This window comes from Streptomyces cyaneofuscatus (assembly GCF_000718135.1).
GTDB lineage: Bacteria > Actinomycetota > Actinomycetes > Streptomycetales > Streptomycetaceae > Streptomyces > Streptomyces cyaneofuscatus.
The window spans coordinates 182483-208794 of the sequence record NZ_JOEM01000006.1 but is presented as its reverse complement, the minus strand read 5'-3'; the positions used below and the strand labels follow the sequence as shown (position 1 = coordinate 208794).

The window sequence follows — 26312 nt, the reverse complement described above, 5'->3', positions numbered from 1 at the left end:
GGCCACGTCCTCGCTGGTCATCCCGCGTGCCAGGCGACGAGCCGCTCGACGGGCGTTTACCCTGCAACGGGCTCCGGGTGTCCGTGGCTGACCGCTCGATCTGGCACGGATCTGGCACGAGAGCGCGCCACGGCCAGGGGGTCAGCCGTGCCGCGAAGCTGGTACGCGGATGCCGGGGCCAAGATCGGTAGAAGCCGCCAACAACTGGGCTGCCGTTTGTAGCTCGCGTTCCCAAGCCGGGAGATCGTCCGGCTCGATCCATTCGCTGTACTCCGCTGCGACAGAGAGGAACTGCGCCTCCTCCTGGGTGCGTGCCGTGACAGTCATCGAGAGGCCGTCGCCCACTTCCTTGGGACTCAGCGCGCCATGCACGAGACCGAACGCGAGGCTCACGAGGAGACGCCGGCCAGCCGTCTCCTCGTCAGGAAGAGGCACGTCGAGCTCACTCAACGCCTGGACGTACAGCTCGCGGACCTCGGTCGCATCGCTCCGACGCGACAGGCCGGCCAACTCACGTAGGGCAGGAGAGTCATGCCCGTCAACTAGCGCGTGCGCAGCGACCATCGGAAGATCCTCAGGGCGGAGCACCTCCGCCACGTACTGCCAAGCACTGACCTGCAACCGATCCATGACGGCCATCGTGGAGGGCGCGAGGCGTTTTGACCAGCAGATCGCCATTGGCTCGGAGGCCTCAGCGGCAAACTGTGCCGGGAGAGGAGGACAGCACACTCCAAGCCAAACGATCAATTTCGGCCAGTTGCACTGAAGTTGCCACATACATAGTCACCGAGGCCGAAACTTCTTCCACTGGGCAGCAGTACGATCTGTAGCGCTTGCCGGGGATGTCAGACACAGCATCGCGCTCGCGCGCGGGGGGATCAGGGAGGGACCGCGTGACAGGGATCGCGGCGAAGGTTCAGAACTCGACGGAGCTCAGGAAGCCTCTCACGGCACTGATCAACCAGGGCTGCAAGCCGGTGGGCGGGATCTTTCGGCTCGACTACGACTCGGCTATCGTCCTCACGGACGATTTCAAGAAACATGAAGCTGGAGGCGTCCCTCGAGGTGGCTTTCTTCTTGCCGTAGCTGGTGACAGCACAGAGGCAGGGTTCATCCTCGAAGACCAAGAGATCATCTTGCTCCGCGTACGAGGGACTGCGCCACTCCCGAATGAGTCTGAGCTGATCCAGACTCGACTCGCTGTCGTGCGTGATGCTGGCGCATCGGGAGTCGATTTTGATGACGTGACTGACGTTCTGACTAGGAATGAGCTCCAGCAGTCGGCCTTCGACTGTGAAGTCTTGGGCACCTTCTACACCGAAACCGACGCACGGGATGCGCGGATTGAGTACGGCGCCGATATCGATAATGTCGTCGTCTCTGCCCGGTATCAGGTGTTCTTGCCTTCGACAGATGTCTTGTCTTGGCTAGCTTCGTACCCGGCTGCCACAGATGAACGCGACTCGCTTGCCATCGGGAAGGTGCGGTTCGCTGCAACGCGTCGCAAGGCGCTGATCGCCCGCACCGATCAGGCAGATGTCCGCATCGATGTTTCGGACTTCGTCGGACGCAAGACAGCTGTGTTCGGCATGACCAGGACCGGTAAGTCCAACACCATCAAGACGCTTGTGACGGCAGTTCACCGATACGCCTCGGAACATGAGCGGTCGATCGGGCAACTTATCTTCGACCCTCAAGGTGAGTACGCAAACGTCAATCGGCAGGACGGAACGGGGCTGCGTCTACTGGGCGATGATGACCGCACCGTAAGGATCTACAAAGTCGAGCCTGACCCAACCGATTCCCGCGAGAAGACGCTCCGGCTCAACTTCTACGATCGCGACGTCCTAGAGGCTGCGTGGAGCCTCGTAAGCGATGCAACTGCCCAGGTAAACACCAACTACGCTAAGAGCTTCCGCTCGGCGGACCTGACTGAACCGGACCGCCAAGACTTCAGTGCCCACAATCGTTGGGGCTGGTCACTGGTAGCTTTTTACGGTTTGCTTGCCAAATGTGGCTTCATGGCCACTCGCTTTACGCCTCTCAAAATTGCCTTGCCTGACGACAAGGCCGCTCCCTTCCTGAAAGAGCACCCGACTGCGATTACGTCAGCCGGTCGAGGTAAGTACACAATTAATTCACCTACCGGCGCCCTCTCTCTTGCTAACTGGGTGGGCAAGCGATCTGCCGAATTCCCGAAGTGGCATGACGAGAACTCGCGCTTCCCCGACATCTTCGGGGTCTATGAATACACGGGTGTGACGTCGGCCATTAGGACGATCCGGCCATTTCATGGGCCAGAGTCGACCGGCGACGTAGCGGAACTTCTCTGGCAGGACATGGTTGCGGGCCGCCTGTCGATCGTCGACCTGTCGAGTGGCAACGAACTTGTCGCCAAGGTCATGTCAGAAAGGATTGTTACACACCTACTCAATAAGGCGGGGGAGCGATTCCGGGAGGACGCGGATCCGCTGGAAATGCAGATTGTTGTAGAGGAAGCGCACAACCTGTTCGAGCGCGGGGGACGGGAGGTGGCTGATGATCCTTGGGTGCGACTCTCCAAGGAGGCGGCCAAGTATAAGATGGGGCTGATTTACGCTACCCAAGAAGTGACGTCTGTCGATAAGCGCATCCTGTCCAACACATCCAATTGGCTAGTTGCGCATTTGAACTCAGATCATGAGACCCGCGAGCTGTCCCACTACTACGACTTCAAGGTGTGGGCCCCGAGTATCATTCGCGCAGAAGATGTTGGCTTCGTCCGCATGAAGACCTACTCAGGCAAGTACATCGTTCCCGCGCAGATCGCCAAGTTTGACCATTCAATGGTTAATGAAGCCCGCAAGGCCGCCGGCCTTGACTCCATCGCTTCGTCAGAAAGTAGCGGGTGAGCCATGCCCTACTCTGGAGAGAAGGCTTCTCGCCTCGGCCACGTAGACACTGTACGAAATGAAGCAGTGAAGGCCGCTCTGCAGCGTTGGCAGATAACGAGTTCTAGGCCCAACAGTAAGGATGAGATCGAAAGTCTGTGCATCTCACTGGGGGACCTGCCTCATGTGGGCGACCCAGGAGATATCGATTTTTCGATCACCGTAGACGGATCAGACACTGAGGTTGAGGCCACACGTGACCATCCGACGGTGAAAGTCGGCTATTTGAGGGTGGCCGGCTCCATGGTACAGCTCGATGCTTTTCGAGCCCTGGCTATTGAACGCTACATCGACCCGCGGGCTGTTCGCAGATCGCAAACGGAGTACGCTTTCGACGTCGCGCTACCAGGTTCTCAGCTCGTGCGGCCTGGAATGACTGGAGTCGACACCTGGAGAAGCGAGCTCAACGCCTTCCTTTTGAACTCGCGGTTTGACTCCAGCACTAATATGACTCTGGCAGACGGGCTGCTTGCCCTGCATGGAACACGAGCAGCCCGTGCGGAGCGAATCCCACTTCGCGTATGCCCCAATTGTGGCGCATCTGCAAAGGATGGGGTGAAGCTCACTGTAACTGCGAGTGGGGGTAATTGCCCGGCTTGTGGTGGAATTCTATACCTGGCCGATACCCTACGTACGCACGAAGAGTACAACGTCGAAGGCTCGAATTTTACACCACTGGGTCGCGTGATGAGCGTGGCCGAGCGGCTGATGACGTTGTGCTATCTGAACTTCTTTGCCGACTCGGCTCCTGAGGTGCTAAGGCATACGCTCTTTGTCACTGATGGGCCTCTGGCATTGCATGGCCCGCTGGCACCGCTCAAGCGCCGCTTTGTTGAACACCTTGGCGACCTCGCCAGTTGGTGTACAGCTCGGGGTATCACTGCTCCGCTAATGGTCGGAATTGAGAAGAGCGGGGCATTCGTAGAACATGCAGAGCAGATCTGCGAGTGGATCCCTGTCGGTCACGTAATGCGCCTGACAAACGACTACATCAACCGGATTTCAGGTCGGTCAGCAAATAACCACTACGGCGTCGATGAGTTCTACGGACGGAGGTTTATCTACCGAACCCAGGCCGGTGATCCTTTGGTCATCACGGTGCCGGCGACGGCTGGCCTGAGTCCTTATGATGGCAGCAGCGAAGTCGAGGGATGGAGCGCGTTCCCGGTGCTCCGGCTGATTTGTGAGGTGCTGGACTCGTTGCAGACCCGTATGTACCAACATGCGGTGATTCCAGTAGCGTTGGCGCACTCTGCTGCGGCACTCCCGCTTGGAGTCGGCCGTTCTGTCCTGACTATGATGGCTCAGCAGAACATTCCAGGGCTCAAGCTTGACATGCAGGCCGTGCAGCCGCCCACCTACTTCAAAAAGTAGGCGACATGTACCAAGTCGCGGCTGCATCAGGCAGAATACGGCCATGACCACCCTGACAGAGCCGATCGCGACCACTGCGACCGACGGCCTAGCCCAAACCGCTGCGCTATTGGGTACAGGCGACGCGATCAACGGTCGCGAAAGGGCGATCACTTCGGACTTGACCGCAGTGGCTCACGATCTTGCTCGCGGGCGCTACCAATCCCCTCTCCGCTACCCAGGGGCTAAGTCGGCACTTGCACCTGTGATCGCGCGGGTAATCACGTCTGCGAAGCAGTCGCGTGAAGTGCCTGAAGTTAACCTACTCGTGGAGCCCTTCGCAGGGGGAGCCTCAGCGTCTTTGCGCATGATTGGTGACGGCACTGTCGACCGAATCTTGCTTGCTGACGCTGATCCGCTCGTCACTGCTTTCTGGCAGGTTGCAGCTGAGGACACAGAGCGCCTGGTTGACCGTATGCACGACGAGTGGAGCCGCTTCGTGCGGCACGGGGGTCCTTCAGCTGTCGAGCGATGGGACTACTGGAGGAATTGGATCCCTCCGATTGAATTGGCGCCGCGTGATCGTCGCCTTGCAGCCGCGATGCAATGCCTTTTCCTCAACAGGACCACTTTTTCAGGAATCCTGCACGGAAAAGCTGGCCCCCTCGGCGGTCGCGCCCAGGAAAGTAAGTATCCTATCGGGTGTCGATGGAATCCGGATGCCCTCACGGAGCGTATTAGGTACGTTGGCCATCTATATGATGTCGGGCGCCTTGTTGATGTCTGGCGAAAAGACTGGCGAAGCACGCTAGATGACGTTCCGGAGAGGTACCCGCAACTTCTTCCGTCGCGAGTGATCGCCTACCTTGATCCGCCCTATATCGATAAGTCGTCGTTGCTTTATAGGACTTCTTTCGACCCGCGAGGTGGCTACGGCGGCCAAGTTGAAGATGGTCCAGAAAAGGACACCGACTCCCTGCATCTCGGGCTTGCTCATTACCTCAGGGCTAAGGCTCAATTCAGGTGGCTGCTGAGCTACGATAACCACCCTTCGCTTACTGAAAGCCCATGGTTGTATGCGCGTGATCGCATGAACCCATCGGAATCTGACCGGGTAAATCTGGGGGTGCGGCGTTGGCAGATCAGCAAAAGGTTGGTGGGCACGCGATACTCGGCAGCTGGCAAGGTGGGGAAGCGCGCCGCGGACGAACTCCTTATCACGACTCTCCCTCCGTCAACTGTGCCGATTGATGAGCAGCTTCGCGTGCTTCCTTGACGAGGTAAGTGTGGCCCTCGAAGGTCGGTGGAGCGGCTTTGGGCTGGAGCTGCTTTGGCGCGAGTGATCATGGCCCCGTAAGCTTCCGGCGCGTCGGGCAGTCTGTGGACCTGCCCGGTAAAGCACGACGTTGGGGCCATGATCTTCGAGGCTCGCGCCAAAGTGGCTGCCTAAAGCCGTGGAACCGGCCGCCCCAGCCACGACGTACCCCTTCTCTGGCGTCAGGCGGCTGATCGCTCTGAGCGCGGCACGGGCGTCGGCCGGGCTGGAGCGGGGCGGAGACAGGAGCGCAGGCCCGGCCGGGGGCCGGGCCGCGTGCGGTGAGCGGAGCGAGCCGCCTTGAACCAGTAGAGAAACTTTGAATCATGGCGGGCCTCGGTGGTCGCTGCTCTCGCTGGCTTGGGCATGGTCTCCGCCCTGTGGTGTAGAACCCTGGGTATGGGGAGTGAGCGGCAGGAGCGGATGAAGGTGCTCGGTGCGCGCCTTCGGGCATTGCGTGCTGAGGCCGGCCTGTCCGGTGCAGCGCTGGCCCAGGGGGCCGGGGTCGGGCAGCCCACCGTGTCCAAGGTGGAGAACGGGCGCATGGTCCCCAGCTCCGATGTGCTGGAGCGCCTGGCTCGCGCTCTCCTTCTCGATGAGGCCACCTCGCGTGAGGTGCGGGATCTCTTGACTGCTGTTGAGAGCGCCTCGGACCGGACGGCAGTGACCACCCCGCCTCTCGGCCTGACCGTTGATGACGCCGTGCGGTCGGCTCAGCTGGTGCGTTCGTTCCAGTGCGTGGTTCTGCCGGCCATGTTGCAGAGCGCCGAGTACGCCCGGCACGTGTTCAGCAGCGCGCCGAACGCCACTCCGGAAGCCGTGGGAAGTGCGGTCGCTGCTCGGGTGGAGCGGCAGAGCGTGCTCTACGAGCCCCAGCGGGAGTCGGTCTTCGTGATCACTGAAGCCGTACTGCGGACCTGGCCGGGAACGCCGGACCTGATGCTTGCCCAGTTTGATCGGCTGTTGGCCGTTGAGAGCCTGACCACGGTCCGCCTCGGCATCGTGCCCTGGCGTCGGCCAATGCCGGTTATGCCTCGGCATGGGTTCACTCTGTGCGATCAGGAAGCCGTGGTGATCGAGACTTTCGATCGAGAGCGGGTGACCGTCGATTCGGGCGAACTGGCCACGTACGAGGAGGAGTTCGAGCGCTTCAAGGGCGCGGCGGTCTTCGGTGTTGAAGCGAGGGAACTCCTGTTGCGTGTGATGAAGGAGTTCCAGGGTTTGGGTCCGGCCGCTCACTCGTAGAGGAATAATTCCTCAAGATGCCTGGCTTGAGCTTGCGCATGGGAATACTCTGCCTTCGGGATGTCTAGTCCCCTAGACGATGGCGAGGAGTGTTCATGCGTACCGAGTGGTGCCGTGCTTTCCCTGGTCTGGCCGGGGAGGTGGCCGAGGCCCGTCACTTCGTGGCTTCCCTGGTGGAAGGCCATGCCCCTGTCGATGACGCCGTTCTGGTCGTGAGCGAACTGGCGACGAACGCGGTCCGGCACTCCCTGAGCGGAGCGGACGGCGGGTGGTTCCTGGTGGTCGTCGGTTTCGGGGACGATCTCGTGCGGATCGAGGTGATCGACCAGGGTGCTGAGTGCGAACCGCGTCTGTGTGAGGCGACCGAGCAGGAGGAAGGCGGTCGCGGTCTCTCGCTGGTCGCGGGGTGCGCCAAGGACTGGGGAGTCGTGAACTCGGCCGACCGACGCTCCGTGTGGGCGGACCTGGCGCGGGGGAGCGCGTGATCGCGTACTTCTCCCTCGGCGCCCTGAGCGGTCGGCGGTGAGCCCTCGGGGTGTGCCTCGGAGGCGTAGCGGGTTCTACGTGGTCAGCGTTCGTACGGGACGGCGCCTCCCGCCCGTTTTGTCTAGAGGGCTAGACTCCTGGCACGGGCTAGGAGGTGAGGTCATGTCGGACGAGTTGCGGCGCATCGTGGCCATTGACGATCCGTACCTGCTCCTGCGTGAGGTCACGACGCGGTTGGCCGACGCACAGCAGGAGGTGACCGAGCTGGCCCGTCTCCGCCGTCGAGTGGTGCAGGACCTCCATGCTCAGGGGTTGTCCTACGCGCAGATCGCCGCGAAGGCGGGCCTCAGCCGCGGGCGTATCCACCAGATCCGGCATACGGGCCCCGCACCCGAAGGCGCTTTCCTCGGCCGGGGCGGTGTCACCGTCGCGACACCGCTGCGACGGGACGACGAGCGCGGTCGTACGGTCGTCGCGGTGGACGATGTCAGCTCAGGCAAGCGGCTGGAAGAGCTGGCCCGGTCGTACGGGCTTGATGTGACCTCGGAGCACGTCCCGGTCACGGGAACGATCGACCTCGACCGTGACGGCCTGGTCGTCGTCTGCGGCCCTCGCATGTCCCAGGAAATGTGGGACACGTACGCGCAGGACCCCGTCCTCGCATGGGAGCGGGCGGAAGACGGGCCGTGGACCGTGGTCGACCGGAAGACCGGCCTCGTTCACCGCTCGGGGCAGGACAGTGCGCCGGCCCGGCCGTACGACGTCGGATATCTCGGGAGGCTGCCACGGCCGGACGGACAAGGGACGCTCCTCGCCATCGCGGGTATCCACACGCAAGGCTCTCTGGGCGTCGTGCAGCTGCTCACCAATGACCTGAACACCTTGTGGGGGCAGGTGGGCGATCAGCGGTTCTCGACGCTCGTGGGTGTCGAGTACGACCCGGACACCAGTGAGCCTCTGTCGGCCGAACTGCTCTGCCCGCTGTACCGCCACGACGAGGAGACGTCGGTGTGAGAGCGGCCCTCGCCACCCTGGCGGCCGATGCCGACCACGAGAACGAAGACTTCGCCGCCGCTGCACCTGGCGCCGCAGTCCTGCTCGACGGCGCCGGGGTCGCAGGAGCAGAGACGGGCTGCTCGCACGGCGTCGCCTGGTTCTCCGCGACTCTCGGCGGCCTGCTGTTGAGCGGAGTCACTTCGCGCCCTAACCGGCCGCTGACGGACTGCCTTGCCGATGCGATCGACCGCGTCAGGCGCCTGCATGAGGACACTTGCGACCTGGTGCACCGGGCCAGTCCGACCAGCACGGTCGTCGCCGTCCGCGTCGGTGCGGAAGCTGTCGAGTACCTGGTTCTCGGGGACTCGTCCCTCCTCCTGGCGGACAAGGACGGAGCCGTGACGGCAGTCAGTGACCGGCGTCTGGATGAGGTCGGCCGGCAGCTGCGCGGGCCGCTCGACTCCTTGCCGACGGGTACGCCTGAACACGCTCGCGCACTGGCTGAGTACCGTGACGCTCTCACCGGCCGTCGCAATCGGTCCGATGGCTTCTGGATCGCTGGGCCCGACTCCTCGGCTGCCGAGCACGCCTTCGCCAGGACTCTTCCGCGGAGTGCCCTGGCTTCGGTGACGCTGCTCAGCGACGGCGCGACACGGCTCGTGGATCGCTTCGAACTTGCCTCCTGGCGTGAGGCGTTGGACGTCATCAACTCACCCGGGCCCGAGGAGCTGATTCGAAGCGTCCGGGCGGCTGAGGCAGATGACCCTGACGGGCGGCGCTGGCCTCGCGGTAAAGCGCATGATGACGCCACTGTTCTGCACTGGGTGCTGGCCTAGCTCGGAGCACCGGCGCCACGCCACTCTGAATACCCCCCTAGACAGTTGATGGCGCGTCCGTTTACTGTGAACGTCAACCCCCCTAGACAGTTCGGGTGGGTCGCCCCTCGCTGTCTAGGGGGGTATGCAGCCGTCGAGTCGCTTGCGGCTCCATCAACCAGTGAGGTTCAGAAGATGCGTGTCATCCCCGTAGACGTCTCCGCCGCTACCCTCCTCGTCACCAAGCTGCCCGAGGTGAAGGTGAAGGACCGCCAGACCGGCGAAGTCGCCGTCGACCCGACGACGAACCAGCGACTCATGGTGCTGGAGCTGGTGTTCATCGCGCAGGGTGGTTCGGACATGATCAAGGTGACCGTCCCGGAGCCGGGCATCGGTGAGGGCCTGGTGATGGGCGTGCCCGTCATCCTGTCCGGTCTCGTCGCGCGGCCGTGGGAGAGCGAGTTCGGCGGTCGGATGCGTCACGGCATCGCCTACCGGGCCGACGCTGTCATGGTCAACGCCGCTGCACCGGCGCGGGGTTGAGTGCCATGTCCGACGTCGTATGGGCATTAACGCTCTGTTTGGCGGCCGTCGCCGCGCTGCTGGTGCTGCGTCGTCGTACGCCGGTCGCCTTCTGGTGGCTCGTCGGGTTTCCGATCGTCGCTCTGCGCGTCCTGGCGACCTACCGCGCCACCATGGACGCCTGCGGGCTGACGGTTCCGGCCTCCGCCGTCCGCCGGGCCACGGCCCGTCTCGTCGGGCGGGAAGCCGCACCCGTGCCCCCGCACCGGTCATTGCCACGGCCGACCGGGGCCGGTCTCGTGATGAAGCTCCGCATGGCGACCGGACAGGCGCCGGAGGACTTCTTCGCCTCTGCCGACCGCCTGCGGCACGCCTGGGCCGCGCACGCCGTCCACATCCGCCCGACCCGTCCGGGCTGGCTCGAACTGCGCCTGATCGGCTGGGACGTGCTCGCAGACGTGAGGCATCCTCTGCGTAAGCCGGATGGCGGCGGCCTGCTGTCCCTGCCCCTGGCGCTACGGGACGACGGCCGCTGGCACGTACGGGACTTCCGCACCGTGCCTCATGAACTCATCCTCGGCGCCACGCAGTCCGGGAAATCCGTCTACCTCCGCAACCTGCTCTGTGGCCTCGCCCGGCAGCCGGTCGTTCTCGTCGGGATCGACTGCAAGTGGGGTGTGGAGCTGGCTCCGTTCGCACCCCGGTTGTCGGCGTTGGCCGATACACCGGACCGGGCGAACGCTCTGCTGGATGCCCTGTTGGATGAGATGGAGGCGCGGTTCCGGCTGATCGGGATGACCTCTGTCCTCGGCGCGGACGCCGTACTTACCTCGGATGTGTGGGGGCTGCCGGACAGCGATCGTCCGGTGCCGGTCGTGGTCGTCGTGGATGAGGTGGCCGAACTCTTCCTCGCGGCGAACCGGGATGACGAGAAGCGCCGGGACGCCATGGTCACCAAGCTCATCCGCATAGCGCAGCTCGGCCGTGCCGCCGGCATCTATCTGGAAGTGTGCGGTCAGCGCTTCGGCTCGGAGCTGGGCAAGGGCGCCACCATGCTCCGGGCGCAGCTCACCGGCCGGGTCTGCCACCGGGTCAACGACGAGTCCTCCGCGAACATGGCACTGGCCGACATCTCAGCCGAAGCGGCCCTGGCCGCAACCGCCATCCCCGCTGACCTTCCTGGCGTCGCGATCGTCGGTGATGCCTCCGGCGGTTGGTCGCGCGCCCGCTCCCCGCACCTCACGTTGGACGACGCGGCAGCCGTATGCCGTGCCACCTCCGGCCTGGTGCCGGAACTGCCGCGCCTCGACGCGTTCCGCCCGGCGGCCTCGACCGTCGCTGTGGAAGCCGCCCCCTCCACGGGGCCCGTCGCCCGATCGGTGACCGACTAGCTCACCCGCTCCCCACGGTCGGCGTGACCGCCTCACGCCGTGTCCCTACCCCACCCACGCCTCGCACCGGAAGGGAACAGCACCGATGCGCGCCCACCTCGCCCGCTTCGATCCCGTGCTCGTGCAAGCCGTCATCGCGGGAGCCCTCTCCTTCTCCCACCTGCACGACCTTGCCGAAGCCGCAGGGCAGGGCGGATGGAAGGCGTGGGCCTACCCGGTCAGCGTCGACCTGCTGCTTGTCGCGGCCTGGCGCCGGATGCGCGAACAGCAGCGCGCCGGACAACCTGCCGGGGGGCCGCGCCTCTGGTTCCTCATCGCCCTGGCTGCTTCCCTCGGAGCCAACGTCGCCACGGCAGGACTCCTCGATCTGGAGCACGTCCCCGCCCCGCTCCGCGTGGTGGTGGCCGGCTGGCCCGCCGTCGCCTTCTTCGGCGGCACGCTCCTCGCTCACGCTCCCCGTCCAGCGGCGGTTCGTACGAACCCGATGCCGGAGCCTCCTACCCGGGAACCGCCCGCTGCCGTGGCGGTGGACGACGAGTCGGGGCCGGTCAGTTCGCCTCTTCAACTCCCCGCCGCTGAGGCCTCCGAGAAGTCGACGCCCGCTCCCGTCCCCGTATCGCCTCTGCCGCCCGCCCTCGTGGAGCGCGTCCAGTCGCTGGCGGCGGAGTACCGCGCCTCCACCGGCAGGGCGGCCGATGCCGACACCGTACGGACCCGGCTCGGCCTCCCCGCATCCATGACGCCGTCCGTCGCCGCCCACCTCTGAGAAGGGACCCCGCCCCATGACCCCGCGCTTCCGCAACGTCCGTCGCATCGGCCCCGTCCAGGTCGCCACGTTCCTCGCCCGTGGCCGCAACCGGCACCTCGCCGCCTGTACCGCGCCCCGCTGCGACTTCTCCGCCGAGTACGACAGTCGCCCCGCCGCCGAACTGGCCGCCCGTACCCACCGCTGCAAGGCCTGACAGGAGGTCGCCCCCATGCACGTACCGCTCTGGTTCGTCGTGCTCGTCGTCGCCGTCCTCGGCATCCAGCTCGCCCGCCCGCCGTGGTGGCTGGTCGTGCTGCTCCTGCTCGGCGGCTACCTCGTCGCCAACAGCTTCCTCGCCCCCGCCGTCGCCGGTCTCCTCGGCTGACCCGAAGAAGGGACCCCGTATGTTCTCGCCGAAGTACCCGACCCCGGACACCCCGCCCGCCCACGTCCCGGCTCCGTACATCCCGACCCCGCTCCAGACGGCCCCGCCTCGACCGGCCGTGCGGCTCACTCCCGCAAGCGTCCTCACTCTGGCCGCCGGCGGCGGGGCCTTGGTCCTGGTCGTCGGTACGGTCCTGGTCTCCCTGCTGCTGGCGGTCGCGGTCACCGCCGCATCCGTCGCCGTCTGCGCCGTCGTCGTCCGCTCGATCCTCCAGAGCGACCGCCGCTGATCCCCGCTCTCTCGACGCCTTGGCCCGCCCTTGCTGTCTAGCCCCCTGGACGGCTTGGGCGGGCCTCAGCCCCCACCAAGGAGGAACCTCACGTGAACCCCCAGGCTCCCGATGCCGGGGCGCTCCGCCAACTGGCCACCCTCGCCCGGTACGGCGACCTCGGCGCCCACGCCCGGCAGATCCAGCGCCTCGGCGGCTGCGAGCGGCCCGTCCGACTGGAAGGCCATCGCCTCGACGTCCACGCCATGACCGGTGAAGTCGTACGGGAGATCACCAGCGCCACACTTCCCGCCGGTCAGCTCCTCGTCCGTTGCAACAACCGCCGTACCACCCGGTGCGCGGCCTGCGCCGAGACGTACCGCAAGGACACCTTCCACCTCATCACGGCCGGTCTCACCGGAGGAAAGGGCATCGCCCCGGCTGTCGCCCATCACCCTCTCGTCTTCGCCACTTTCACTGCTCCCTCCTTCGGGCCTGTCCACAACCGCCCCGGAACCGGCCGCTGCCGCTGCGGGCGCCTGCACAGGGAAGGGGACCCCGTCCTCGGTACGCCGCTCAACCCTGACCGCTACGACTACCGCACCGCCGTGCTCTGGAACGCCCACGCAGGTGCCCTCTGGGCTCGCTTCACCACCTACCTGCGCCAACAGCTCGCAGCCCGCGCGGGGATCACGCGTACCGCCCTGGGCCAGTGCCTCAAGGTCTCGTACGCCAAGGTCGCGGAGTACCAGCGGCGCGGAGCCGTGCACTTCCATGCCGTGATCCGCCTCGACGGCCCGGAGGGCGCCGAGGACGCACCGCCCGGATGGGCCACGACCGCGCTGCTCACCGACGCCATCCGGTCCGCCGCCCGCCTGGCCGAGGCTCCGGGGCCGGTCCTGGAGGGGCGCGCCCATACCTTCCGGTTCGGTGAGCAGCTCGACATTCGTCCGATCCGGTCGGCCGACTTCACCGGCACGAGGAACCTCACCAGCCGTGCCGTCGCGGCCTACATCGCCAAGTACGCCACCAAGGGCGCCGAGGCCGCGACCGGCACCCTGGACCGGCCCCTTCGCAATCCCGTCACCGATCTCATCGGCGCCGACGTCAGCGACCACGCGCGGCGCATGATCTTCACCTGCTGGCGCCTCGGGGCCCTGTCCGAACTGGAAGACCTCCGCTTGCGCAAGTGGGCCCACATGCTCGGCTTCCGCGGCCACTTCTCCACCAAATCCCGCGCCTACTCCGTCACGTTGGGCGCCCTCCGCCAGGAACGCGCCGACCACAACGAAGCCCTCACCCGCGAACGCGCCATCGCGGCCGGCCACCCGCTTCCGGAGCCGGAAACGGTCCTCGTCCTCTCTCACTGGCGCTTCGCCGGAATGGGGCTGACCGATGCCGAGGCCCTGTTCAGCGCCTTACGCCCGCAGTCACCCGACAAGACAGGAGAGCCCCACCATGCGTGATGACGAACTGCTCACCGTGGCCGAGGTGACGAAGCGTCTCCGGCTCGGCCGGTCCACCGTCTACGACCTGATCCGCACGCGGCGCCTGCCTTCGGTCACCATCGGGCGCTGCCGCCGGATTCCTGCCGTCGCCCTGCGCCAGTTCATCGCGGACGAGATGGGGCGGGCGGCCTGATGACGAAACGACGCAGCCGCGGTGACGGCGGCCTGCACTGGGACGAGAAGAGGCAACGGTGGATCGCCACGGCGAACCTCGGCTTCGACCCGAGCGGCAAGCGGATTGTGAAGCGGGGGAGTGGCAGGACCAAGACGGAGGCGAAGAACAAGCTCAAGGAGGTGCTGCGCGACCACGAAGACGGTCTGGCCATCGCGCCGACCAACTACACCGTGAAGGACGCCGTCACGGACTGGCTCACCTATGGTCAGGCCGGCCTTGACCCGAGCACCGTCGCGACGACCACGCTCCTCAGCGAGAAGCACGTCGTTCCGTCGCTCGGCGCCCGCAAGCTCCGCGATCTCAGCGCGGAAGACGTCGACCGCTGGCTGGCCAAGAAGTCCAGGACGCTCAGCACCCGCACCCTCCAGGGCCTTCACTCCTGCCTGAACCGGGCGGTCAAGCGGGCCATGGCCCGGGACAAGGTCAAGCGGAACGTCGTGGAGCTGTGCTCGGTGCCTCAGGGACAGTCCGGACGTCCCTCGAAAGCCCTCACCTTCGCCCAGGCCGAGGCCGTTCTCCGGGGAGCTGAGGGAACCTCGATGTACGCCTACATCGTTGTCGCCCTCCTGACCGGCGCTCGCACCGAGGAACTGCGGGCCCTCACCTGGGACCACGTCTTCCTCAAGGGACGGCCCGACCTGGTCCCGGCGCAGCCTCCGCACATCGCCGTGTGGCGGTCGGTCCGGCGGAGCGGCGACACCAAGACCCGCAAGTCCCGGCGCACGCTCGCCCTGCCGTCACGCTGTATCGATGCGCTCTGGCGGCAGTACGAGGATCAGGGCTGGGATCGACTCGCCGCCGGCGACGACTGGGAGGAGCACGGGCTCGTCTTCTCCTCGGCGGTCGGTAAGCCGCTCGACGCCGCCAACGTCCGCCGCGCCTTCCGCCAGGCGCTCAAGGACGTCGACGGGGTCGACGCTGCCGAGTGGACGCCCCGGGAGCTTCGGCACAGCTTCGTGTCCCTGCTCTCCGACCGTGGCGTCCCTCTGGAGGAGATCTCCCGGCTCGTCGGTCACTCGGGAACGGCCGTGACCGAGGAGGTCTACCGGAAGCAGATCAGGCCGGTGATCCAGACGGGCGCCGTCGTCATGGACGGCATCTTCGGCGCGGACCCCCAGAAGCCGTAGGCACGCAGGAAGCGATAGTCACGCAGATAGACACACAGCAATGCCAGAGGGCCCTTACCGATTCGGTAAGGGCCCTCTGACCTGGTGCTTAGCTGTCGGGGTGGCGGGATTTGAACCCACGACCTCTTCGTCCCGAACGAAGCGCGCTGCCAAGCTGCGCTACACCCCGATGTCCACCGGTCTCCCGGCGACATCGATTACTTTAGCCCACCTGCGGCCGGAGGCGAAATCCGCTTTCTCTGGCCCCCAGCCCGGCCCCCCAGCTCGCCCCCGGCCCCGGCCGTGCCCCTCAGCCCCGCCCCACCAGTGTCAGCAGCGTGACCTCGGGCGGGCAGGCGAAGCGGACCGGGGTGTAGCGGTTGGTGCCGCAGCCTGCGGAGACGTGGAGGTAGGCGCGGTGGTCGCCTGCCGTATGGGTGGACAGGCCCTTGACCCGGTCGGTGTCCAGGTCGCAGTTGGTGACCAGCGCCCCGTAGAAGGGGATGCACAGCTGGCCGCCGTGTGTGTGGCCCGCCAGGATCAGGGGGTAGCCGTCGGCCGTGAAGGCGTCCAGGGAGCGCAGGTACGGGGCGTGGACCACGCCGATGGAGAGGTCGGCGCCGGTTTCCGGGCCGCCCTGGACCTCGGCGTAGCGGTCGCGCTTGATGTGCGGGTCGTCCAGGCCCGTGAACGCGATCTCCGTGCCGTCCAGCTTGAGCCGGCCCCGGGTGTTCGTCAGGTTCAGCCAGCCCGCCTCGTCGAAGGCGTCGCGCATCGGCTCCCACGGGTTGTGCACGACACCGACCGCGGGCTCGTTGCCGTTGAGGCCGTGCTTGCCCTGGATCTTCTCCAGAAGGTAGCGGCCCGGGTTGCGCAGCTTGGGCCCGTAGTAGTCGTTGGAGCCGAAGACGTACACCCCCGGGAACTCCATCAGCGGCCCGAGCGCGTCCAGCACCTCGGGCACCGCCTCCGGGTCGGAGAGGTTGTCGCCCGTGTTCACCACGAAGTCCGGTCGCAGGCCCGCCAGCGACTGGAGCCAGGCGCGCTTTTTGCGCTGGCCGCTCACCATGTGGATGTCGGACACCTGGAGGACGCGCAACGGGCGCGCGCCGTGCGGGAGTACGGGAACGGTGACCCGCCGCAGGCGGAACGAGCGGGCCTCGAATCCGGCGGCGTAGGCGAGGCCGGCGGCGCCGACCGCCGCACCGACTGCCGTGACTTTCAGGGGTACTCCGTAGCGTGCGCGCATCCGTCCATCGTCGCAGACACGGTGCCTTGAGCGGAAAACCGGAGGGCGGCGGGCACCCCGCACCTGTCACAATCACGGCATGACCACGCTCAAGTCCAAGCTCAAGGAAGACCTCCACACGGCCATGAAGGCGCGTGACGAGCTGACCTCGTCCACCCTTCGGCTCACCCTCACCGCGATCACCAAGGAAGAGGTCAGCGGCAAGTCGGCGCGCGAGCTCTCCGACGACGAGGTGCAGAAGGTGATCGCCAAGGAGGCGAAGAAGCGCCGTGAGGCGGCCGAGGCGTTCGCCCAGGGCGGCCGGACCGAGCAGGCGGAGCGCGAGAAGGCGGAGGGCGAGCTGCTGGACGGCTACCTCCCCAAGCAGCTCTCCGACGACGAGCTGAACGCGATCGTGGCGTCCGCCGTCGAGGAGGCGAAGGCCGCCGGGGCCGAGGGGCCGCGCGCCATGGGTGCGGTCATGAAGATCGTCAACCCCAAGGTGGCGGGCCTCGCCGAGGGCGGCCGCGTCGCCGCCGCGGTGAAGAAGCTCCTCGCGGGCTGAGCCCTGAGCCCCGTACAGGCGTGAAAAAGGGGGGCGCCCCGGTCCGTCGACCGGGGCGCCCCCCTCGTGCGAGCAGATCAGGGGCCGGACCTGCCGCCGCCCTGCTGGTCGCCGCCGCCGCCGATCAGGCCGCCCGGGAGCTGGATGCCGGGCCGGTCGCGGCCGGGCTTGCCGTCCTCGTCGCCGCCACGGTCACCGCCGCGGTCGCCGTCCTCCTTCTCCTTGTCCTCCTTGACCTTCGCCCGGGGGACGGAGACGTGGTTGAACGCCGGAGTCTCGGAGGCGTTGAGCGCGCCGGTCATGGCGATCCGCCAGATCGGTCCCGGCAGGCAGCCGCCGCAGACCTTGTCGTAGTACTGGCCGCCGATGGTGACGTTGAACATCGAGCTCTTGTCGCCGACGTCGTCACCGACCCACACCGCGGTGGAGAGGTTCGGCGTGTACCCGACGAACCAGGCGTCCTTGCGGTCGTTCGTCGTACCGGTCTTGCCCGCGTTGTCCCGGTCGCTCAGACCGGCCTGCGTACCGGTGCCGTCCTCAACGACACCCTTGAGCATCTGGTTGATGGTGTCCGCGGTGTTCTCGCTCATCGCCCGCGAGCACTTCGTCTGCGGGACCTTGAGCTTCTTGCCGTTCGGGTCGGTGATCGACTCGATGGCGATCGGCGTGCAGTACGTGCCCCGGTTGGCGAACCCGGCGTACGCGGCGGCCATGGAGAGCGGGGTGCTCACCTCACTGCCGAGGGTGATCGAGGGGGCTTCCACGATCTTCTTGCCGTCCCCGCGCTCGTAGCCGAGCTTCTTCGCCATCTCCACGGTCTCGCAGAGGCCGGCCTTCTGCTCCAGCAGCGCGAAGTAGGTGTTGATGGACTTGCCGAGCGCGCTGGTCATGTCCCAGGAGCCCTTCTCGGACTCCAGCTCGTTCTGCAGGGGCCAGTCCGCGTAGCCCGCCGGGGAGCCGGTGCAGTTGCGGAAGTCCTGCTCCTTGAGGGTCATCTTCCAGTCCGTCGAGAACGACGTCGCCGGGGTGATGCCCTTCTCCAGCGCCGCCGCCGCGGTGAACGGCTTGAACGTCGAGCCGACCTGGAATCCGTACGTACTGCCGCCCATCTTGTTGCTGACGGCGAGGTTGAGCACGGTCTCGTTCTGCTTCTGGTCCAGGCCGTACGGGCGGGACTGGCCCATGGAGAGGATCTTGCCGCTGCCCGGCTGCACCTGCACCACGGAGGCCGCGAACTTGTCGTCCTTGTTGACCCTTGCGGTCGCGGCCTCGTTGGCGGCCTGCTGGGCGCGCGGGTCGAGCGTGGTCCGGACGGTGAGCCCGCCGAGGTTCCAGAGCTTGGAGCGCTCCTCCTCGGTCTTGCCGAACGCCGGGTCGGTCAGGATCGTCTTGCGTACGTAGTCGCAGAAGAACCCGGAGCCGCTGACGGCCGTGATGCAGCCGTTCTTCGGCTTGCTGACCTTCAGCTTGATCGGCGTCTCCATGGCCTTGTCGGCCTCGGCCTGGGTGATGGCGCGGGTGGCGGCCATCCGGGTCAGCACGGTGTTACGGCGCTTGGTGGCCTCTTCCGTGTCGTTGACCGGGTCGTAGCGGGTCGGCGACTGGACGATGCCGGCGAGCAGCGCGGCCTCCTCCACCTTCAGGTCCTTGGCGCGCTTGGAGAAGTACCGCTGGGACGCGGCCTCGACGCCGTACGCCTGCTGGCCGAAGAACGTGATGTTGAGGTAGTTCTCCAGGATCTTCTTCTTGCCGAGCTCTTCCTCGACCTGGATCGCGTACTTCAGCTCACGGACCTTGCGGCCGAGCGTCTGCTGGGTGGCCTGCGCGACCTTCTCCTGGTCGTCGCCGGCCTCCTCGACGAACACGTTCTTCACGTACTGCTGGGTGAGGGTCGACGCGCCCTGCGCGGTCCCGCCCGTCTGTACGTTGCGGTTCATCGCGCGCAGGATGCCCTTGAGGTCGACCGCCCCGTGCTCGTAGAAGCGGGAGTCCTCGATCGCGATGATCGCGTCCTGCATGTACGGGGAGATGTCCTTGAGCGGGACCACGGTGCGGTCGCGCGAGTAGACCGTCGCGATCGCCCCGCCGTCGCGGTCCAGGATCGTGGTCCGCTGGCTGAGCGGCGGAGTCTTCAGGTTGGAGGGGATCTCGTCGAACCCTTCGACCGTCCCCTTGGCGGCGAGCCCCAACGCTCCGGCTGCGGGCAGCGCGATGCCTGCCAGGACAGCTCCGGAGAGTGCGGCGACACCGAGGAACTTGGCGGCCTGCTGGGTCGTGGTGAGACCCCCGCCCGAGCGCTTCTTTGGCATGGGGGCAGCCTAATCCGTAGTTATGAGCGTTCTGTAGGAACGGGGGCCTCTCGGAGCGTTCGCGTACCAGACCGTGACATCCGGATACGGGAGCACTCTTCGGCGCGCACGCCCATGCGCTCGCGGACCCGGTGTCTCGTGGACCCGGTGTCTCGTGGACCCGGTGCGGAGGACGGCAGGCACGGCGAGCGGGCACACCCCAGGCACACCCCATGAGGCGCCTACGTTCTCATTCGCCGGACAGGCGGACAGGCCTTGGCCTAAGCTGCTCTCAACTGTCACAGCAGTCCGGTCCCGTATCAACCCCCCTGCAACCCCATGCACCTCTTCTGGTCATTCTTCTCCCGGCCGACGCACAGGTGAATCGCACATCACGGCGCTCCCGAATTCGCCCCGTGTGTCACTGAACGTCCGTTGCCATTCGGGTGTGCTGTCCCGTTTTCGCGGAGTTAGTCGCGCATGTCTTCCCCTCACTCCCCTGGGTGATCTGCCGCATACGCATAGTCCGTTCGGACCATTCAAGATTGGGCCCGAAGGGGGTGTTGTGCTGTCCCCACCTTCCGTAACGTCCTCAACTGGCAGCGGTGAATATGCCGCTACCGCCGTGGGGGAGCCTCGATTCGGGAGAGGACGGCGCCGGCATGGGCTGGGTAACCGACTGGAGTGCGCAGGCAGCCTGCCGCACTACCGATCCGGATGAACTGTTCGTACAAGGGGCAGCGCAGAACAGGGCCAAGGCGGTGTGCACCGGATGCCCGGTGCGGACCGAGTGCCTGGCCGACGCGCTGGACAATCGCGTCGAGTTCGGCGTGTGGGGCGGAATGACGGAGCGGGAGCGCCGCGCACTGCTGCGCCGCCGGCCCACCGTCACGTCCTGGCGCCGCTTGCTGGAGACCGCACGCAGTGAGTACGAGCGGTCCACCGGCATCTTGCCCGCGGTGATCGGGCTGGAGGACGACGAACTGCACGAGACGTACGCGGCTGTGGGCTAGGGCGCTCGGGACGTACGCGGCCGGGGGTCGCCGTGCTCGGGCCGCTCGGGCAGGGCGCTGCGGGAGGTCTACGCCGCTCCGGCCGGAGCGGGGGCGGAACCGGAGGCCAGGCGGTCGCCGATGGCCCGCAGCCCGTCCAGGTCGTGCACATCGCCGGGCAGTGCGGCCACCGCGGTCACCAGGACCTCGGGGTGCAGCTCGATGAAGCGGTCGCGGGTGTGCTGTTCGCGCGCGACGACCTGCATGCGCTCGGCGTGCAGACGCAGCAGGCCCGCCGTCAGTTCGTCGATGTCCACAGGGACTTCGGCGGTGGAGTCCGTCGTGCCCTTCGCATGCGGCTCGTGCTGGTTCGCATTGCTGTGGCTGTGGCTGTGGCTGTGGCTGTGGCTGTGGTGGGCGTTGGCCTGGGCGTCTTCTTCGGTGTTCTCGGGGTCGTGCTTGTGCTCGTGCTCGGGGGAGGGCGGTGTCGTGCCGGCTTCGGGGGCGGTGACCACAGGGTCGGGGGCCTCCCGGTCACCAAGGCCAGCCTTCCCGGCCGTCTGATCCACAATGCGGGCGTCGTCAAGATTTTCTGCGGCGGTCAGCGCCTGCTCGGCGGAGAGCCGGGCGGCCTCGCTGCCGTGCGCCCGGTTCAGGACGAGACCGGCCAGCGGCATGTCCTCGGCCGCCAGCCGCTCCACGAAGTACGCGGCCTCGCGCAGTGCGTCCCGCTCCGGGGTCGCGACCACGAGGAAGGCCGTACCGGGGGCCTGGAGCAGCTTGTACGTGGCGTCCGCCCGGCTGCGGAAGCCGCCGAACATGGTGTCCATCGCGGCGACGAACGTCTGCACGTCCCGGAGGAACTGGCCGCCGAGCAGCTTGCCCAGGGTCCCGGTCATCATCGACATACCGACATTGAGGAACTTCATCCCGGCCCGGCCGCCCACCTTCGCGGGCGCCATCAGCAGCCGGATGAACTTCCCGTCCAGGAACGAGCCGAGCCGCTTCGGCGCGTCCAGGAAGTCCAGCGCGGAGCGCGAGGGAGGGGTGTCGACGATGATCAGGTCCCACTCGTCGCGCGCCCGCAGCTGCCCGAGCTTCTCCATCGCCATGTACTCCTGCGTACCGGCGAACCCGGCCGACAGGGACTGGTAAAAGGGGTTCTCCAGGATCGCGCGGGCCCTTTCCGCGTCCGCGTGAGCCTCCACGGTCTCGTCGAAGGTCCGCTTCATGTCGAGCATCATGGCGTGCAGTTCGCCGTCGCCCGCGATGCCCTCGACCCGGCGGGGGACGTTGTCCAGCTGGTCGATGCCCATGGACTGCGCGAGCCGGCGGGCCGGGTCGATGGTGAGGACGACGACCTTCCGGCCGCGCTCGGCCGCCCGTACGCCGAGGGCGGCGGCCGTCGTGGTCTTGCCGACGCCGCCGGAGCCGCAGCAGACGATGATCCGGATCCCCGGGTCGTCGAGCAGCGCGTCGGTGTCCAGCCCGGGGGCCGCCCCGAGGGCCGGCTCCGGGATGTGGTCCGTGGCCTGCGTCATGCGTCCGCCCCTTCCCCTACGCCCTGTTTACGGAGCTCCGTGGCCAGGTCGTGCAGTGCGGCGAGGTCCACCCCGTCGCCGACCAGCGGCAGCTCGGCGGTCGGCAGTCCGAGCCCGGCCAGTACGGCACGCTGCTCGCGCTCCAGGCCGACGCGCTGGGCGTGTTCGGAGGCCTGCTCGATCAGGGGCCGTACGAGGGCGGCGGAGCCGGTCACCCCGGCGCGGGTCAGCGCCTTGGCGATCTCCTTGCGGCGGCCGGTCGCGCCGGTGCGCAGGGTCTCCTCGTCGACCAGGTGCGGGCGCACCATGTTCACGATGACGCGGCCCACGGGGAGGTCGGCGGCGCTCAGTTCCGCGATGCCGTCCGCGGTCTCCTGGACCGGCATCTCTTCCAGCAGGGTCACCAGGTGGACGGCGGTCTGCGGGGACTTCAGGACCCGCATCACGGCCTGGGCCTGGTTGTGTATCGGGCCGATCCTGGCCAGCCCCGCGACCTCGTCGTTGACGTTCAGGAAGCGCGTGATGCGGCCGGTGGGCGGGGCGTCCATGATCACGTGGTCGTAGACGAACCGGCCCTGCTTGTCCTTGCGGCGTACGGCTTCGCAGGCCTTGCCGGTCAGCAGGACGTCCCGGACCCCGGGCGCGATGGTGGTGGCGAAGTCGATCGCGCCGAGCTTCTTGAGCGCCCGGCCCGCGCCGCCGAGCTTGTAGAACATCTGGAGGTAGTCGAGGAGCGCCTGCTCGGCGTCGATCGCCAGCGCGTGCACCTCGCCGCCGCCCGGCGCGACGGCGATTTTGCGCTCCTCATAGGGCAACGCGTCGGCACCGAAGAGCTGCGCGATGCCCTGTCTGCCCTCGACCTCGACGAGGAGGGTGCGCCTGCCCTCGGTCGCGAGGGCGAGCGCGAGGGCGGCGGCGACCGTGGTCTTACCGGTACCGCCCTTGCCGCTGACGACCTGGAACCTGCTCACGTATTCGAGCCTAACCAGTCAGGCCCCGGCCTACGCACGGGACCGGACGTGCCAGGCGTTACAGTCAGGCCCATGACCAAGTGGGAATACGCGACCGTGCCCCTTCTCGTGCACGCGACCAAGCAGATTCTGGACACCTGGGGCGAGGACGGCTGGGAGCTGGTCCAGGTCGTTCCCGGCCCGAACAACCCCGAGCAGCTCGTGGCCTACCTGAAGCGGGAGAAGGCCTAGTGGCGGGCGCCGTCGAGGCTCAGCTCGCCGAGCTCGGCCTGACCCTGCCCGCCGTCGTGCCGCCGCTGGCCTCGTACCAGCCGGCCGTGCAGTCCGGGGTGTACGTGTACACCTCCGGTCAGCTCCCGATGGTGGACGGCAAGCTCGCCGTCACCGGCAAGGTCGGCGCCGAGGTCACGCCGGACGAGGCGAAGGAGCTCGCGAAGACCTGCGCGCTCAACGCCCTGGCCGCCGTGAAGTCGGTCGCCGGTGACCTGGACCGGATCAAGCGCGTCGTGAAGGTCGTGGGCTTCGTCGCCTCGGCCTCCGACTTCACCGGGCAGCCCGCCGTGATCAACGGTGCGAGCGAGCTGCTGGGCGCGGTCCTGGGCGACAAGGGTGTGCACGCACGCAGCGCCGTGGGCGTCGCCGTGCTGCCGCTGGACGCCCCTGTCGAGGTCGAGGTCCAGGTCGAGCTCGTCGACGCCTGAGGGCCCCTCCCCGTACGTCCTTCTCGTACGTTCTCCGATCCCGCCCGGTCCCCGTGACCGGGCGGGATCGCGTGTGTGACGGGCGGATCGTGGGTGCGGCGGGCACGATCGGGTGTGTACGGGGCATGTCGGGTCCCCGTGATGATCACGGAGCCTCTCGAACATCGACGCGGTTCCGGATAGCCTCCGGCCATGTCCCAAGGTCAGTGGTACCCCCCGGAATGGCCCGAGCGGATCCGGGCGCTCGCCGCAGGTGAGCTGACGGCCGTGGCACCCCGGCGGGCGGCCACCGTGATGCTGCTCCGCGATCCGGGGTCCCAGGGCGCGACGCCCGGCCCCGTGGTGCACATGCTGCGCCGCCGAACCTCCATGGCGTTCGCCGGAGGCGCGTACGCCTATCCGGGTGGCGGTGTCGATCCGCGCGACGACGACCGGCTGATCGGGTGGGCCGGGCCCTCGCTGGAGCACTGGGCCGCCCGGCTCGGCGTGGCGACGGTCACCGAGGCGCAGGCCATCGTGTGTGCGGCGGTCCGCGAGACCTTCGAGGAGTCGGGCGTCCTGCTCGCCGGGGAGAGTGCCGGGACGGTGGTCGGCGATACGACCGGGACCGACTGGGAGGCCGACCGTGAGGCGCTGGTCGCCCGCGATCTGTCCTTCGCGGAGTTCCTGGACCGGCGCGGGCTGCTGCTCCGCTCGGACCTGCTGGGCGCCTGGGCGCGCTGGATCACCCCGGAGTTCGAACCGAGGCGGTACGACACCTGGTTCTTCGTCGCCGCGCTCCCCGAGGGGCAGCGGACCCGGGCCGTCTCCACGGAGGCGGACCGTACGGTGTGGATCGCCCCGGCCGACGCGGCCCGCCGCTACGACCTGGGCGAGCTGCTGATGATGCCGCCCACCGTGTCGACGCTGCGGGCCCTGACGCCGTTCAGGACGGCCGCCGAGGCGCTCGGGGCGGCGGACGTCCAGGACATGACTCCCGTACTCGCGCAGGCCCGCCTGGAGGGGGATGAGCTGGTGCTGAGCTGGCCGGGGCACGACGAGTTCACCAAGCACGTACCGACGGCGGGCGGGGAACCCGCGCCCGGTGGGGACGGGGGTGCGGCATGAGCGACGCAGCCGCCCTCCCGGGACAGCCGCGCGGAATCGTGGCCTCCGGGCCCGCGACCGCCCGTACGGTCAACGTCCTCGCGCCGAACCCGTCCGCGATGACGCTCGACGGCACGAACACCTGGATCGTCGCCGAGCCCGGCTCCGATCTCGCCGTCGTCATCGACCCCGGGCCCCTCGACGACGTACACCTGAGGGCCGTGATCGACGCGGTGGAGCGGTCCGGGCGTCGCGTGGCCCTTACTTTGCTCACGCACGGCCACCCTGATCACGCGGAGGGCGCGGGGCGGTTCGCCGAGCTGACGCGGACGAACGTACGGGCCCTGGATCCGGCCTTGCGGCTGGGGGACGAGGGTCTCGGGGCGGGCGATGTGATCACCACCGGCGGCCTGGAGCTGCGGGTGGTCCCGACGCCGGGCCACACCGCCGACTCGCTCTCGTTCCATCTGCCCGCCGACCGGGCGGTGCTGACGGGCGACACGATCCTGGGCCGCGGTACGACGGTGGTCGCGCACCCGGACGGGCGGCTCGGGGACTACCTGGACTCGCTGCGGCGGCTGCGCTCGCTGACGGTCGACGACGGCGTGCACACGGTGCTGCCGGGCCACGGGCCGGTCCTGGAGGACGCGCAGGGGGCCGTGGAGTTCTACCTGGCCCACCGCGCGCACCGGCTGGCCCAGGTCGAGACGGCGGTCGAGGCGGGACACCGTACGCCGTCGGAGGTGGTGGCCCGGGTCTACGCCGACGTGGACCGCTCGCTGTGGCCGGCCGCCGAACTGTCGGTACGGGCCCAGCTGGAGTACCTCGCGGGGCACGGGCTCATCTAGGGCGGCCGTGTGAACGTACTGAGGCCCCGCGCCCGCCGGAGTGCATCCGGTCGGCGCGGGGCCTCAGTACGTTCAGCAGGTCACATCACGCGACGGGTCAGCGCGAACGCTTCGCGAGGCGCTCCACGTCCAGCAGGATGACCGCGCGGGCCTCCAGGCGCAGCCAGCCGCGGCCCGCGAAGTCCGCGAGGGCCTTGTTGACCGTCTCGCGGGAGGCACCGACCAGCTGGGCCAGCTCCTCCTGGGTGAGGTCGTGCACGACGTGGATGCCTTCCTCCGACTGGACGCCGAAGCGGCGCGACAGGTCCAGGAGGGCGCGGGCGACCCGGCCCGGCACATCGGAGAAGACCAGGTCGGACATCTGGTCGTTGGTCTTGCGCAGGCGCCGGGCGACGGCGCGCAGCAGCGCGGTGGCGACCTCGGGCCGGGCGTTGAGCCAGGGCTGCAGGTCGCCGTGGCCGAGGCCGAGGAGCTTGACCTCGGTCAGCGCGGAGGCGGTCGCCGTACGCGGGCCGGGGTCGAAGAGCGAGAGCTCACCGATCAGCTCGCCGGGACCGAGCACGGCCAGCATGTTCTCGCGCCCGTCGGGCGAGGTGCGGTGGAGCTTCACCTTGCCCTCGGTGACCACGTACAGGCGGTCACCCTGGTCGCCCTCGTGGAAAAGCGCGTCGCCGCGCGCGAGGGTCACCTCACTCATCGAGGCGCGGAGCTCCGCGGCCTGCTCATCATCGAGCGCCGCGAAAAGCGGGGCGCGCCGCAGAACGTCGTCCACGAGTTCTCTCCTTGTCGGCCTGTTCAGGGAACCGTGGTCCCCATCATGCCGGACGGTAAAACAGTGCGATCAATCAC

The 26312-nt window shown here is 67.5% G+C and carries 28 protein-coding genes and 1 tRNA gene; 22 read left to right on the top strand and 7 right to left on the bottom strand.

The genetic code is table 11. The annotated features are described in order from the left end of the window. Window positions 1–141: 141 nt before the first annotated feature. A complete protein-coding gene (locus IF17_RS1000000137105) occupies window positions 142–630 on the bottom strand; it encodes a hypothetical protein (RefSeq protein ID WP_157851144.1) in 489 nt (162 codons plus the stop codon). A gap of 263 nt (window positions 631–893) precedes the next feature. On the opposite strand from IF17_RS1000000137105, the gene IF17_RS0112295 reads away from it, so the two are divergent. The 16 genes from IF17_RS0112295 to IF17_RS0112220 all read left to right on the top strand — a co-directional run bounded on the left by IF17_RS0112295 (window position 894) and on the right by IF17_RS0112220 (window position 15264). Further along, window positions 894–2891 carry an ATP-binding protein gene (locus IF17_RS0112295; protein ID WP_030565081.1) on the top strand — a complete coding sequence of 666 codons (1998 nt, stop codon included), beginning with the start codon at window positions 894–896 and terminating at the stop codon, window positions 2889–2891. Window positions 2892–2957: 66 nt separating this feature from the next. Then, the gene (locus IF17_RS1000000138940; RefSeq protein WP_157851143.1) at window positions 2958–4304 is read left to right on the top strand and encodes a zinc ribbon domain-containing protein; all 1347 of its coding nucleotides are present in this window, start codon (window positions 2958–2960) and stop codon (window positions 4302–4304) included. Window positions 4305–4347: 43 nt separating this feature from the next. Then, complete coding sequence (locus tag IF17_RS1000000137665; RefSeq protein WP_078615862.1) at window positions 4348–5559, top strand: DNA adenine methylase; 1212 nt, start codon at window positions 4348–4350, stop codon at window positions 5557–5559. A gap of 462 nt (window positions 5560–6021) precedes the next feature. Beyond that, complete coding sequence (locus IF17_RS0112280) at window positions 6022–6843, top strand: helix-turn-helix domain-containing protein (RefSeq protein WP_240799985.1); 822 nt, start codon at window positions 6022–6024, stop codon at window positions 6841–6843. A 95-nt stretch (window positions 6844–6938) separates the two neighbouring features. Further along, entirely contained in the window at window positions 6939–7328 is a 390-nt protein-coding gene (locus IF17_RS0112275) for an ATP-binding protein (protein ID WP_030565069.1), read from the top strand. 163 nt (window positions 7329–7491) lie between these two features. Further along, window positions 7492–8343: a sigma factor-like helix-turn-helix DNA-binding protein gene (locus tag IF17_RS0112270; RefSeq protein WP_030565067.1), complete on the top strand. Its 852-nt coding sequence runs from the start codon at window positions 7492–7494 to the stop codon at window positions 8341–8343. Beyond that, on the top strand, window positions 8340–9161 hold the full coding sequence (locus IF17_RS0112265) for a protein phosphatase 2C domain-containing protein (protein WP_030565065.1): 822 nt from the start codon (window positions 8340–8342) through the stop codon (window positions 9159–9161). Before IF17_RS0112270 ends, IF17_RS0112265 begins: the two co-directional genes overlap by 4 nt. A 174-nt stretch (window positions 9162–9335) precedes the next feature. After that, complete coding sequence (locus tag IF17_RS0112260) at window positions 9336–9683, top strand: SCO3933 family regulatory protein (protein WP_030565063.1); 348 nt, start codon at window positions 9336–9338, stop codon at window positions 9681–9683. Window positions 9684–9688: 5 nt separating this feature from the next. Next, entirely contained in the window at window positions 9689–11053 is a 1365-nt protein-coding gene (locus IF17_RS0112255; RefSeq protein ID WP_030565062.1) for an FtsK/SpoIIIE domain-containing protein, read from the top strand. A gap of 85 nt (window positions 11054–11138) precedes the next feature. Beyond that, window positions 11139–11819, top strand: a complete 681-nt coding sequence (locus IF17_RS0112250; protein WP_030565060.1) for a DUF2637 domain-containing protein — start codon at window positions 11139–11141, stop codon at window positions 11817–11819. Between the two features lie 16 nt (window positions 11820–11835). Then, window positions 11836–12015: a mobile element transfer protein gene (locus IF17_RS0112245; RefSeq protein ID WP_019762649.1), complete on the top strand. Its 180-nt coding sequence runs from the start codon at window positions 11836–11838 to the stop codon at window positions 12013–12015. A 15-nt stretch (window positions 12016–12030) separates the two neighbouring features. After that, window positions 12031–12186, top strand: coding sequence for a hypothetical protein (locus tag IF17_RS1000000139250; RefSeq protein WP_010064784.1), 156 nt, complete (start codon window positions 12031–12033; stop codon window positions 12184–12186). Window positions 12187–12205: 19 nt separating this feature from the next. After that, on the top strand, window positions 12206–12475 hold the full coding sequence (locus tag IF17_RS0112235; protein ID WP_030565057.1) for a hypothetical protein: 270 nt from the start codon (window positions 12206–12208) through the stop codon (window positions 12473–12475). A gap of 92 nt (window positions 12476–12567) precedes the next feature. Next, the gene (locus IF17_RS0112230) at window positions 12568–13920 is read left to right on the top strand and encodes a replication initiator (RefSeq protein WP_030565055.1); all 1353 of its coding nucleotides are present in this window, start codon (window positions 12568–12570) and stop codon (window positions 13918–13920) included. Beyond that, entirely contained in the window at window positions 13913–14095 is a 183-nt protein-coding gene (locus IF17_RS0112225; protein ID WP_010064779.1) for a helix-turn-helix domain-containing protein, read from the top strand. Before IF17_RS0112230 ends, IF17_RS0112225 begins: the two co-directional genes overlap by 8 nt. Next, entirely contained in the window at window positions 14095–15264 is a 1170-nt protein-coding gene (locus IF17_RS0112220; RefSeq protein WP_030565052.1) for a site-specific integrase, read from the top strand. Before IF17_RS0112225 ends, IF17_RS0112220 begins: the two co-directional genes overlap by 1 nt. 95 nt (window positions 15265–15359) lie before the next feature. On the opposite strand, the gene IF17_RS0112215 is transcribed toward IF17_RS0112220, so the two are convergent. Continuing rightward, window positions 15360–15433, bottom strand: a tRNA-Pro gene (locus IF17_RS0112215). 120 nt (window positions 15434–15553) lie between these two features. Further along, window positions 15554–16492: a metallophosphoesterase gene (locus IF17_RS0112210; protein WP_030565050.1), complete on the bottom strand. Its 939-nt coding sequence runs from the start codon at window positions 16490–16492 to the stop codon at window positions 15554–15556. Window positions 16493–16571: 79 nt separating this feature from the next. Here IF17_RS0112210 and IF17_RS0112205 point away from each other — a divergent pair, with 79 nt between their 5' ends. Further along, entirely contained in the window at window positions 16572–17036 is a 465-nt protein-coding gene (locus tag IF17_RS0112205) for a GatB/YqeY domain-containing protein (protein ID WP_018514200.1), read from the top strand. 77 nt (window positions 17037–17113) lie between these two features. Here IF17_RS0112205 and IF17_RS0112200 read toward each other — a convergent pair whose 3' ends face one another. Then, window positions 17114–19345, bottom strand: a complete 2232-nt coding sequence (locus IF17_RS0112200; protein ID WP_030565048.1) for a transglycosylase domain-containing protein — start codon at window positions 19343–19345, stop codon at window positions 17114–17116. Between the two features lie 641 nt (window positions 19346–19986). On the opposite strand from IF17_RS0112200, the gene IF17_RS0112195 reads away from it, so the two are divergent. After that, window positions 19987–20337, top strand: a complete 351-nt coding sequence (locus IF17_RS0112195) for a WhiB family transcriptional regulator (RefSeq protein ID WP_015609457.1) — start codon at window positions 19987–19989, stop codon at window positions 20335–20337. A gap of 68 nt (window positions 20338–20405) precedes the next feature. Here IF17_RS0112195 and bagB read toward each other — a convergent pair whose 3' ends face one another. Further along, entirely contained in the window at window positions 20406–21857 is a 1452-nt protein-coding gene (gene bagB, locus IF17_RS0112190) for an ATPase BagB (protein WP_030565045.1), read from the bottom strand. Then, on the bottom strand, window positions 21854–22828 hold the full coding sequence (gene bagA / locus IF17_RS0112185) for an ATPase BagA (protein WP_030565043.1): 975 nt from the start codon (window positions 22826–22828) through the stop codon (window positions 21854–21856). Before bagA ends, bagB begins: the two co-directional genes overlap by 4 nt. 72 nt (window positions 22829–22900) lie before the next feature. Here bagA and sp36 point away from each other — a divergent pair, with 72 nt between their 5' ends. The 4 genes from sp36 to IF17_RS0112165 all read left to right on the top strand — a co-directional run bounded on the left by sp36 (window position 22901) and on the right by IF17_RS0112165 (window position 25463). Further along, window positions 22901–23059, top strand: coding sequence for a Sp36 family protein (gene sp36, locus IF17_RS1000000138485; RefSeq protein WP_003967454.1), 159 nt, complete (start codon window positions 22901–22903; stop codon window positions 23057–23059). Beyond that, window positions 23059–23529: a RidA family protein gene (locus tag IF17_RS0112175; RefSeq protein ID WP_018514204.1), complete on the top strand. Its 471-nt coding sequence runs from the start codon at window positions 23059–23061 to the stop codon at window positions 23527–23529. Before sp36 ends, IF17_RS0112175 begins: the two co-directional genes overlap by 1 nt. 192 nt (window positions 23530–23721) lie before the next feature. Continuing rightward, window positions 23722–24636, top strand: a complete 915-nt coding sequence (locus IF17_RS0112170) for an NUDIX hydrolase (RefSeq protein WP_030565042.1) — start codon at window positions 23722–23724, stop codon at window positions 24634–24636. After that, window positions 24633–25463: an MBL fold metallo-hydrolase gene (locus tag IF17_RS0112165; protein ID WP_030565040.1), complete on the top strand. Its 831-nt coding sequence runs from the start codon at window positions 24633–24635 to the stop codon at window positions 25461–25463. The genes IF17_RS0112170 and IF17_RS0112165 overlap by 4 nt, the downstream gene beginning before the upstream one ends. Before the next feature lie 97 nt (window positions 25464–25560). On the opposite strand, the gene IF17_RS0112160 is transcribed toward IF17_RS0112165, so the two are convergent. Continuing rightward, window positions 25561–26235: a Crp/Fnr family transcriptional regulator gene (locus IF17_RS0112160; protein WP_003967450.1), complete on the bottom strand. Its 675-nt coding sequence runs from the start codon at window positions 26233–26235 to the stop codon at window positions 25561–25563. Window positions 26236–26312 lie beyond the last annotated feature (77 nt).

What these genes read in the sequence shown, in the direction of transcription:
- IF17_RS0112280 (WP_240799985.1), top strand. Translation starts at nt 6,022, where the DNA reads ATGAAGGTGCTCGGTGCGCGCCTTCGGGCATTGCGTGCTGAGGCCGGC.
- IF17_RS0112235 (WP_030565057.1), top strand. Translation starts at nt 12,206, where the DNA reads ATGTTCTCGCCGAAGTACCCGACCCCGGACACCCCGCCCGCCCACGTC.
- IF17_RS0112255 (WP_030565062.1), top strand. Translation starts at nt 9,689, where the DNA reads ATGTCCGACGTCGTATGGGCATTAACGCTCTGTTTGGCGGCCGTCGCC.
- IF17_RS0112200 (WP_030565048.1), bottom strand. Translation starts at nt 19,345, where the DNA reads ATGCCAAAGAAGCGCTCGGGCGGGGGTCTCACCACGACCCAGCAGGCC.
- IF17_RS0112270 (WP_030565067.1), top strand. Translation starts at nt 7,492, where the DNA reads ATGTCGGACGAGTTGCGGCGCATCGTGGCCATTGACGATCCGTACCTG.
- IF17_RS0112275 (WP_030565069.1), top strand. Translation starts at nt 6,939, where the DNA reads ATGCGTACCGAGTGGTGCCGTGCTTTCCCTGGTCTGGCCGGGGAGGTG.
- IF17_RS1000000137665 (WP_078615862.1), top strand. Translation starts at nt 4,348, where the DNA reads ATGACCACCCTGACAGAGCCGATCGCGACCACTGCGACCGACGGCCTA.
- sp36 (WP_003967454.1), top strand. Translation starts at nt 22,901, where the DNA reads ATGACCAAGTGGGAATACGCGACCGTGCCCCTTCTCGTGCACGCGACC.
- IF17_RS1000000137105 (WP_157851144.1), bottom strand. Translation starts at nt 630, where the DNA reads ATGGATCGGTTGCAGGTCAGTGCTTGGCAGTACGTGGCGGAGGTGCTC.
- IF17_RS0112220 (WP_030565052.1), top strand. Translation starts at nt 14,095, where the DNA reads ATGACGAAACGACGCAGCCGCGGTGACGGCGGCCTGCACTGGGACGAG.
- IF17_RS0112260 (WP_030565063.1), top strand. Translation starts at nt 9,336, where the DNA reads ATGCGTGTCATCCCCGTAGACGTCTCCGCCGCTACCCTCCTCGTCACC.
- IF17_RS0112245 (WP_019762649.1), top strand. Translation starts at nt 11,836, where the DNA reads ATGACCCCGCGCTTCCGCAACGTCCGTCGCATCGGCCCCGTCCAGGTC.
- IF17_RS0112210 (WP_030565050.1), bottom strand. Translation starts at nt 16,492, where the DNA reads ATGCGCGCACGCTACGGAGTACCCCTGAAAGTCACGGCAGTCGGTGCG.
- IF17_RS0112195 (WP_015609457.1), top strand. Translation starts at nt 19,987, where the DNA reads ATGGGCTGGGTAACCGACTGGAGTGCGCAGGCAGCCTGCCGCACTACC.
- IF17_RS0112165 (WP_030565040.1), top strand. Translation starts at nt 24,633, where the DNA reads ATGAGCGACGCAGCCGCCCTCCCGGGACAGCCGCGCGGAATCGTGGCC.
- IF17_RS0112205 (WP_018514200.1), top strand. Translation starts at nt 16,572, where the DNA reads ATGACCACGCTCAAGTCCAAGCTCAAGGAAGACCTCCACACGGCCATG.
- bagB (WP_030565045.1), bottom strand. Translation starts at nt 21,857, where the DNA reads ATGACGCAGGCCACGGACCACATCCCGGAGCCGGCCCTCGGGGCGGCC.
- IF17_RS0112170 (WP_030565042.1), top strand. Translation starts at nt 23,722, where the DNA reads ATGTCCCAAGGTCAGTGGTACCCCCCGGAATGGCCCGAGCGGATCCGG.
- IF17_RS1000000139250 (WP_010064784.1), top strand. Translation starts at nt 12,031, where the DNA reads ATGCACGTACCGCTCTGGTTCGTCGTGCTCGTCGTCGCCGTCCTCGGC.
- IF17_RS0112250 (WP_030565060.1), top strand. Translation starts at nt 11,139, where the DNA reads ATGCGCGCCCACCTCGCCCGCTTCGATCCCGTGCTCGTGCAAGCCGTC.
- IF17_RS0112225 (WP_010064779.1), top strand. Translation starts at nt 13,913, where the DNA reads ATGCGTGATGACGAACTGCTCACCGTGGCCGAGGTGACGAAGCGTCTC.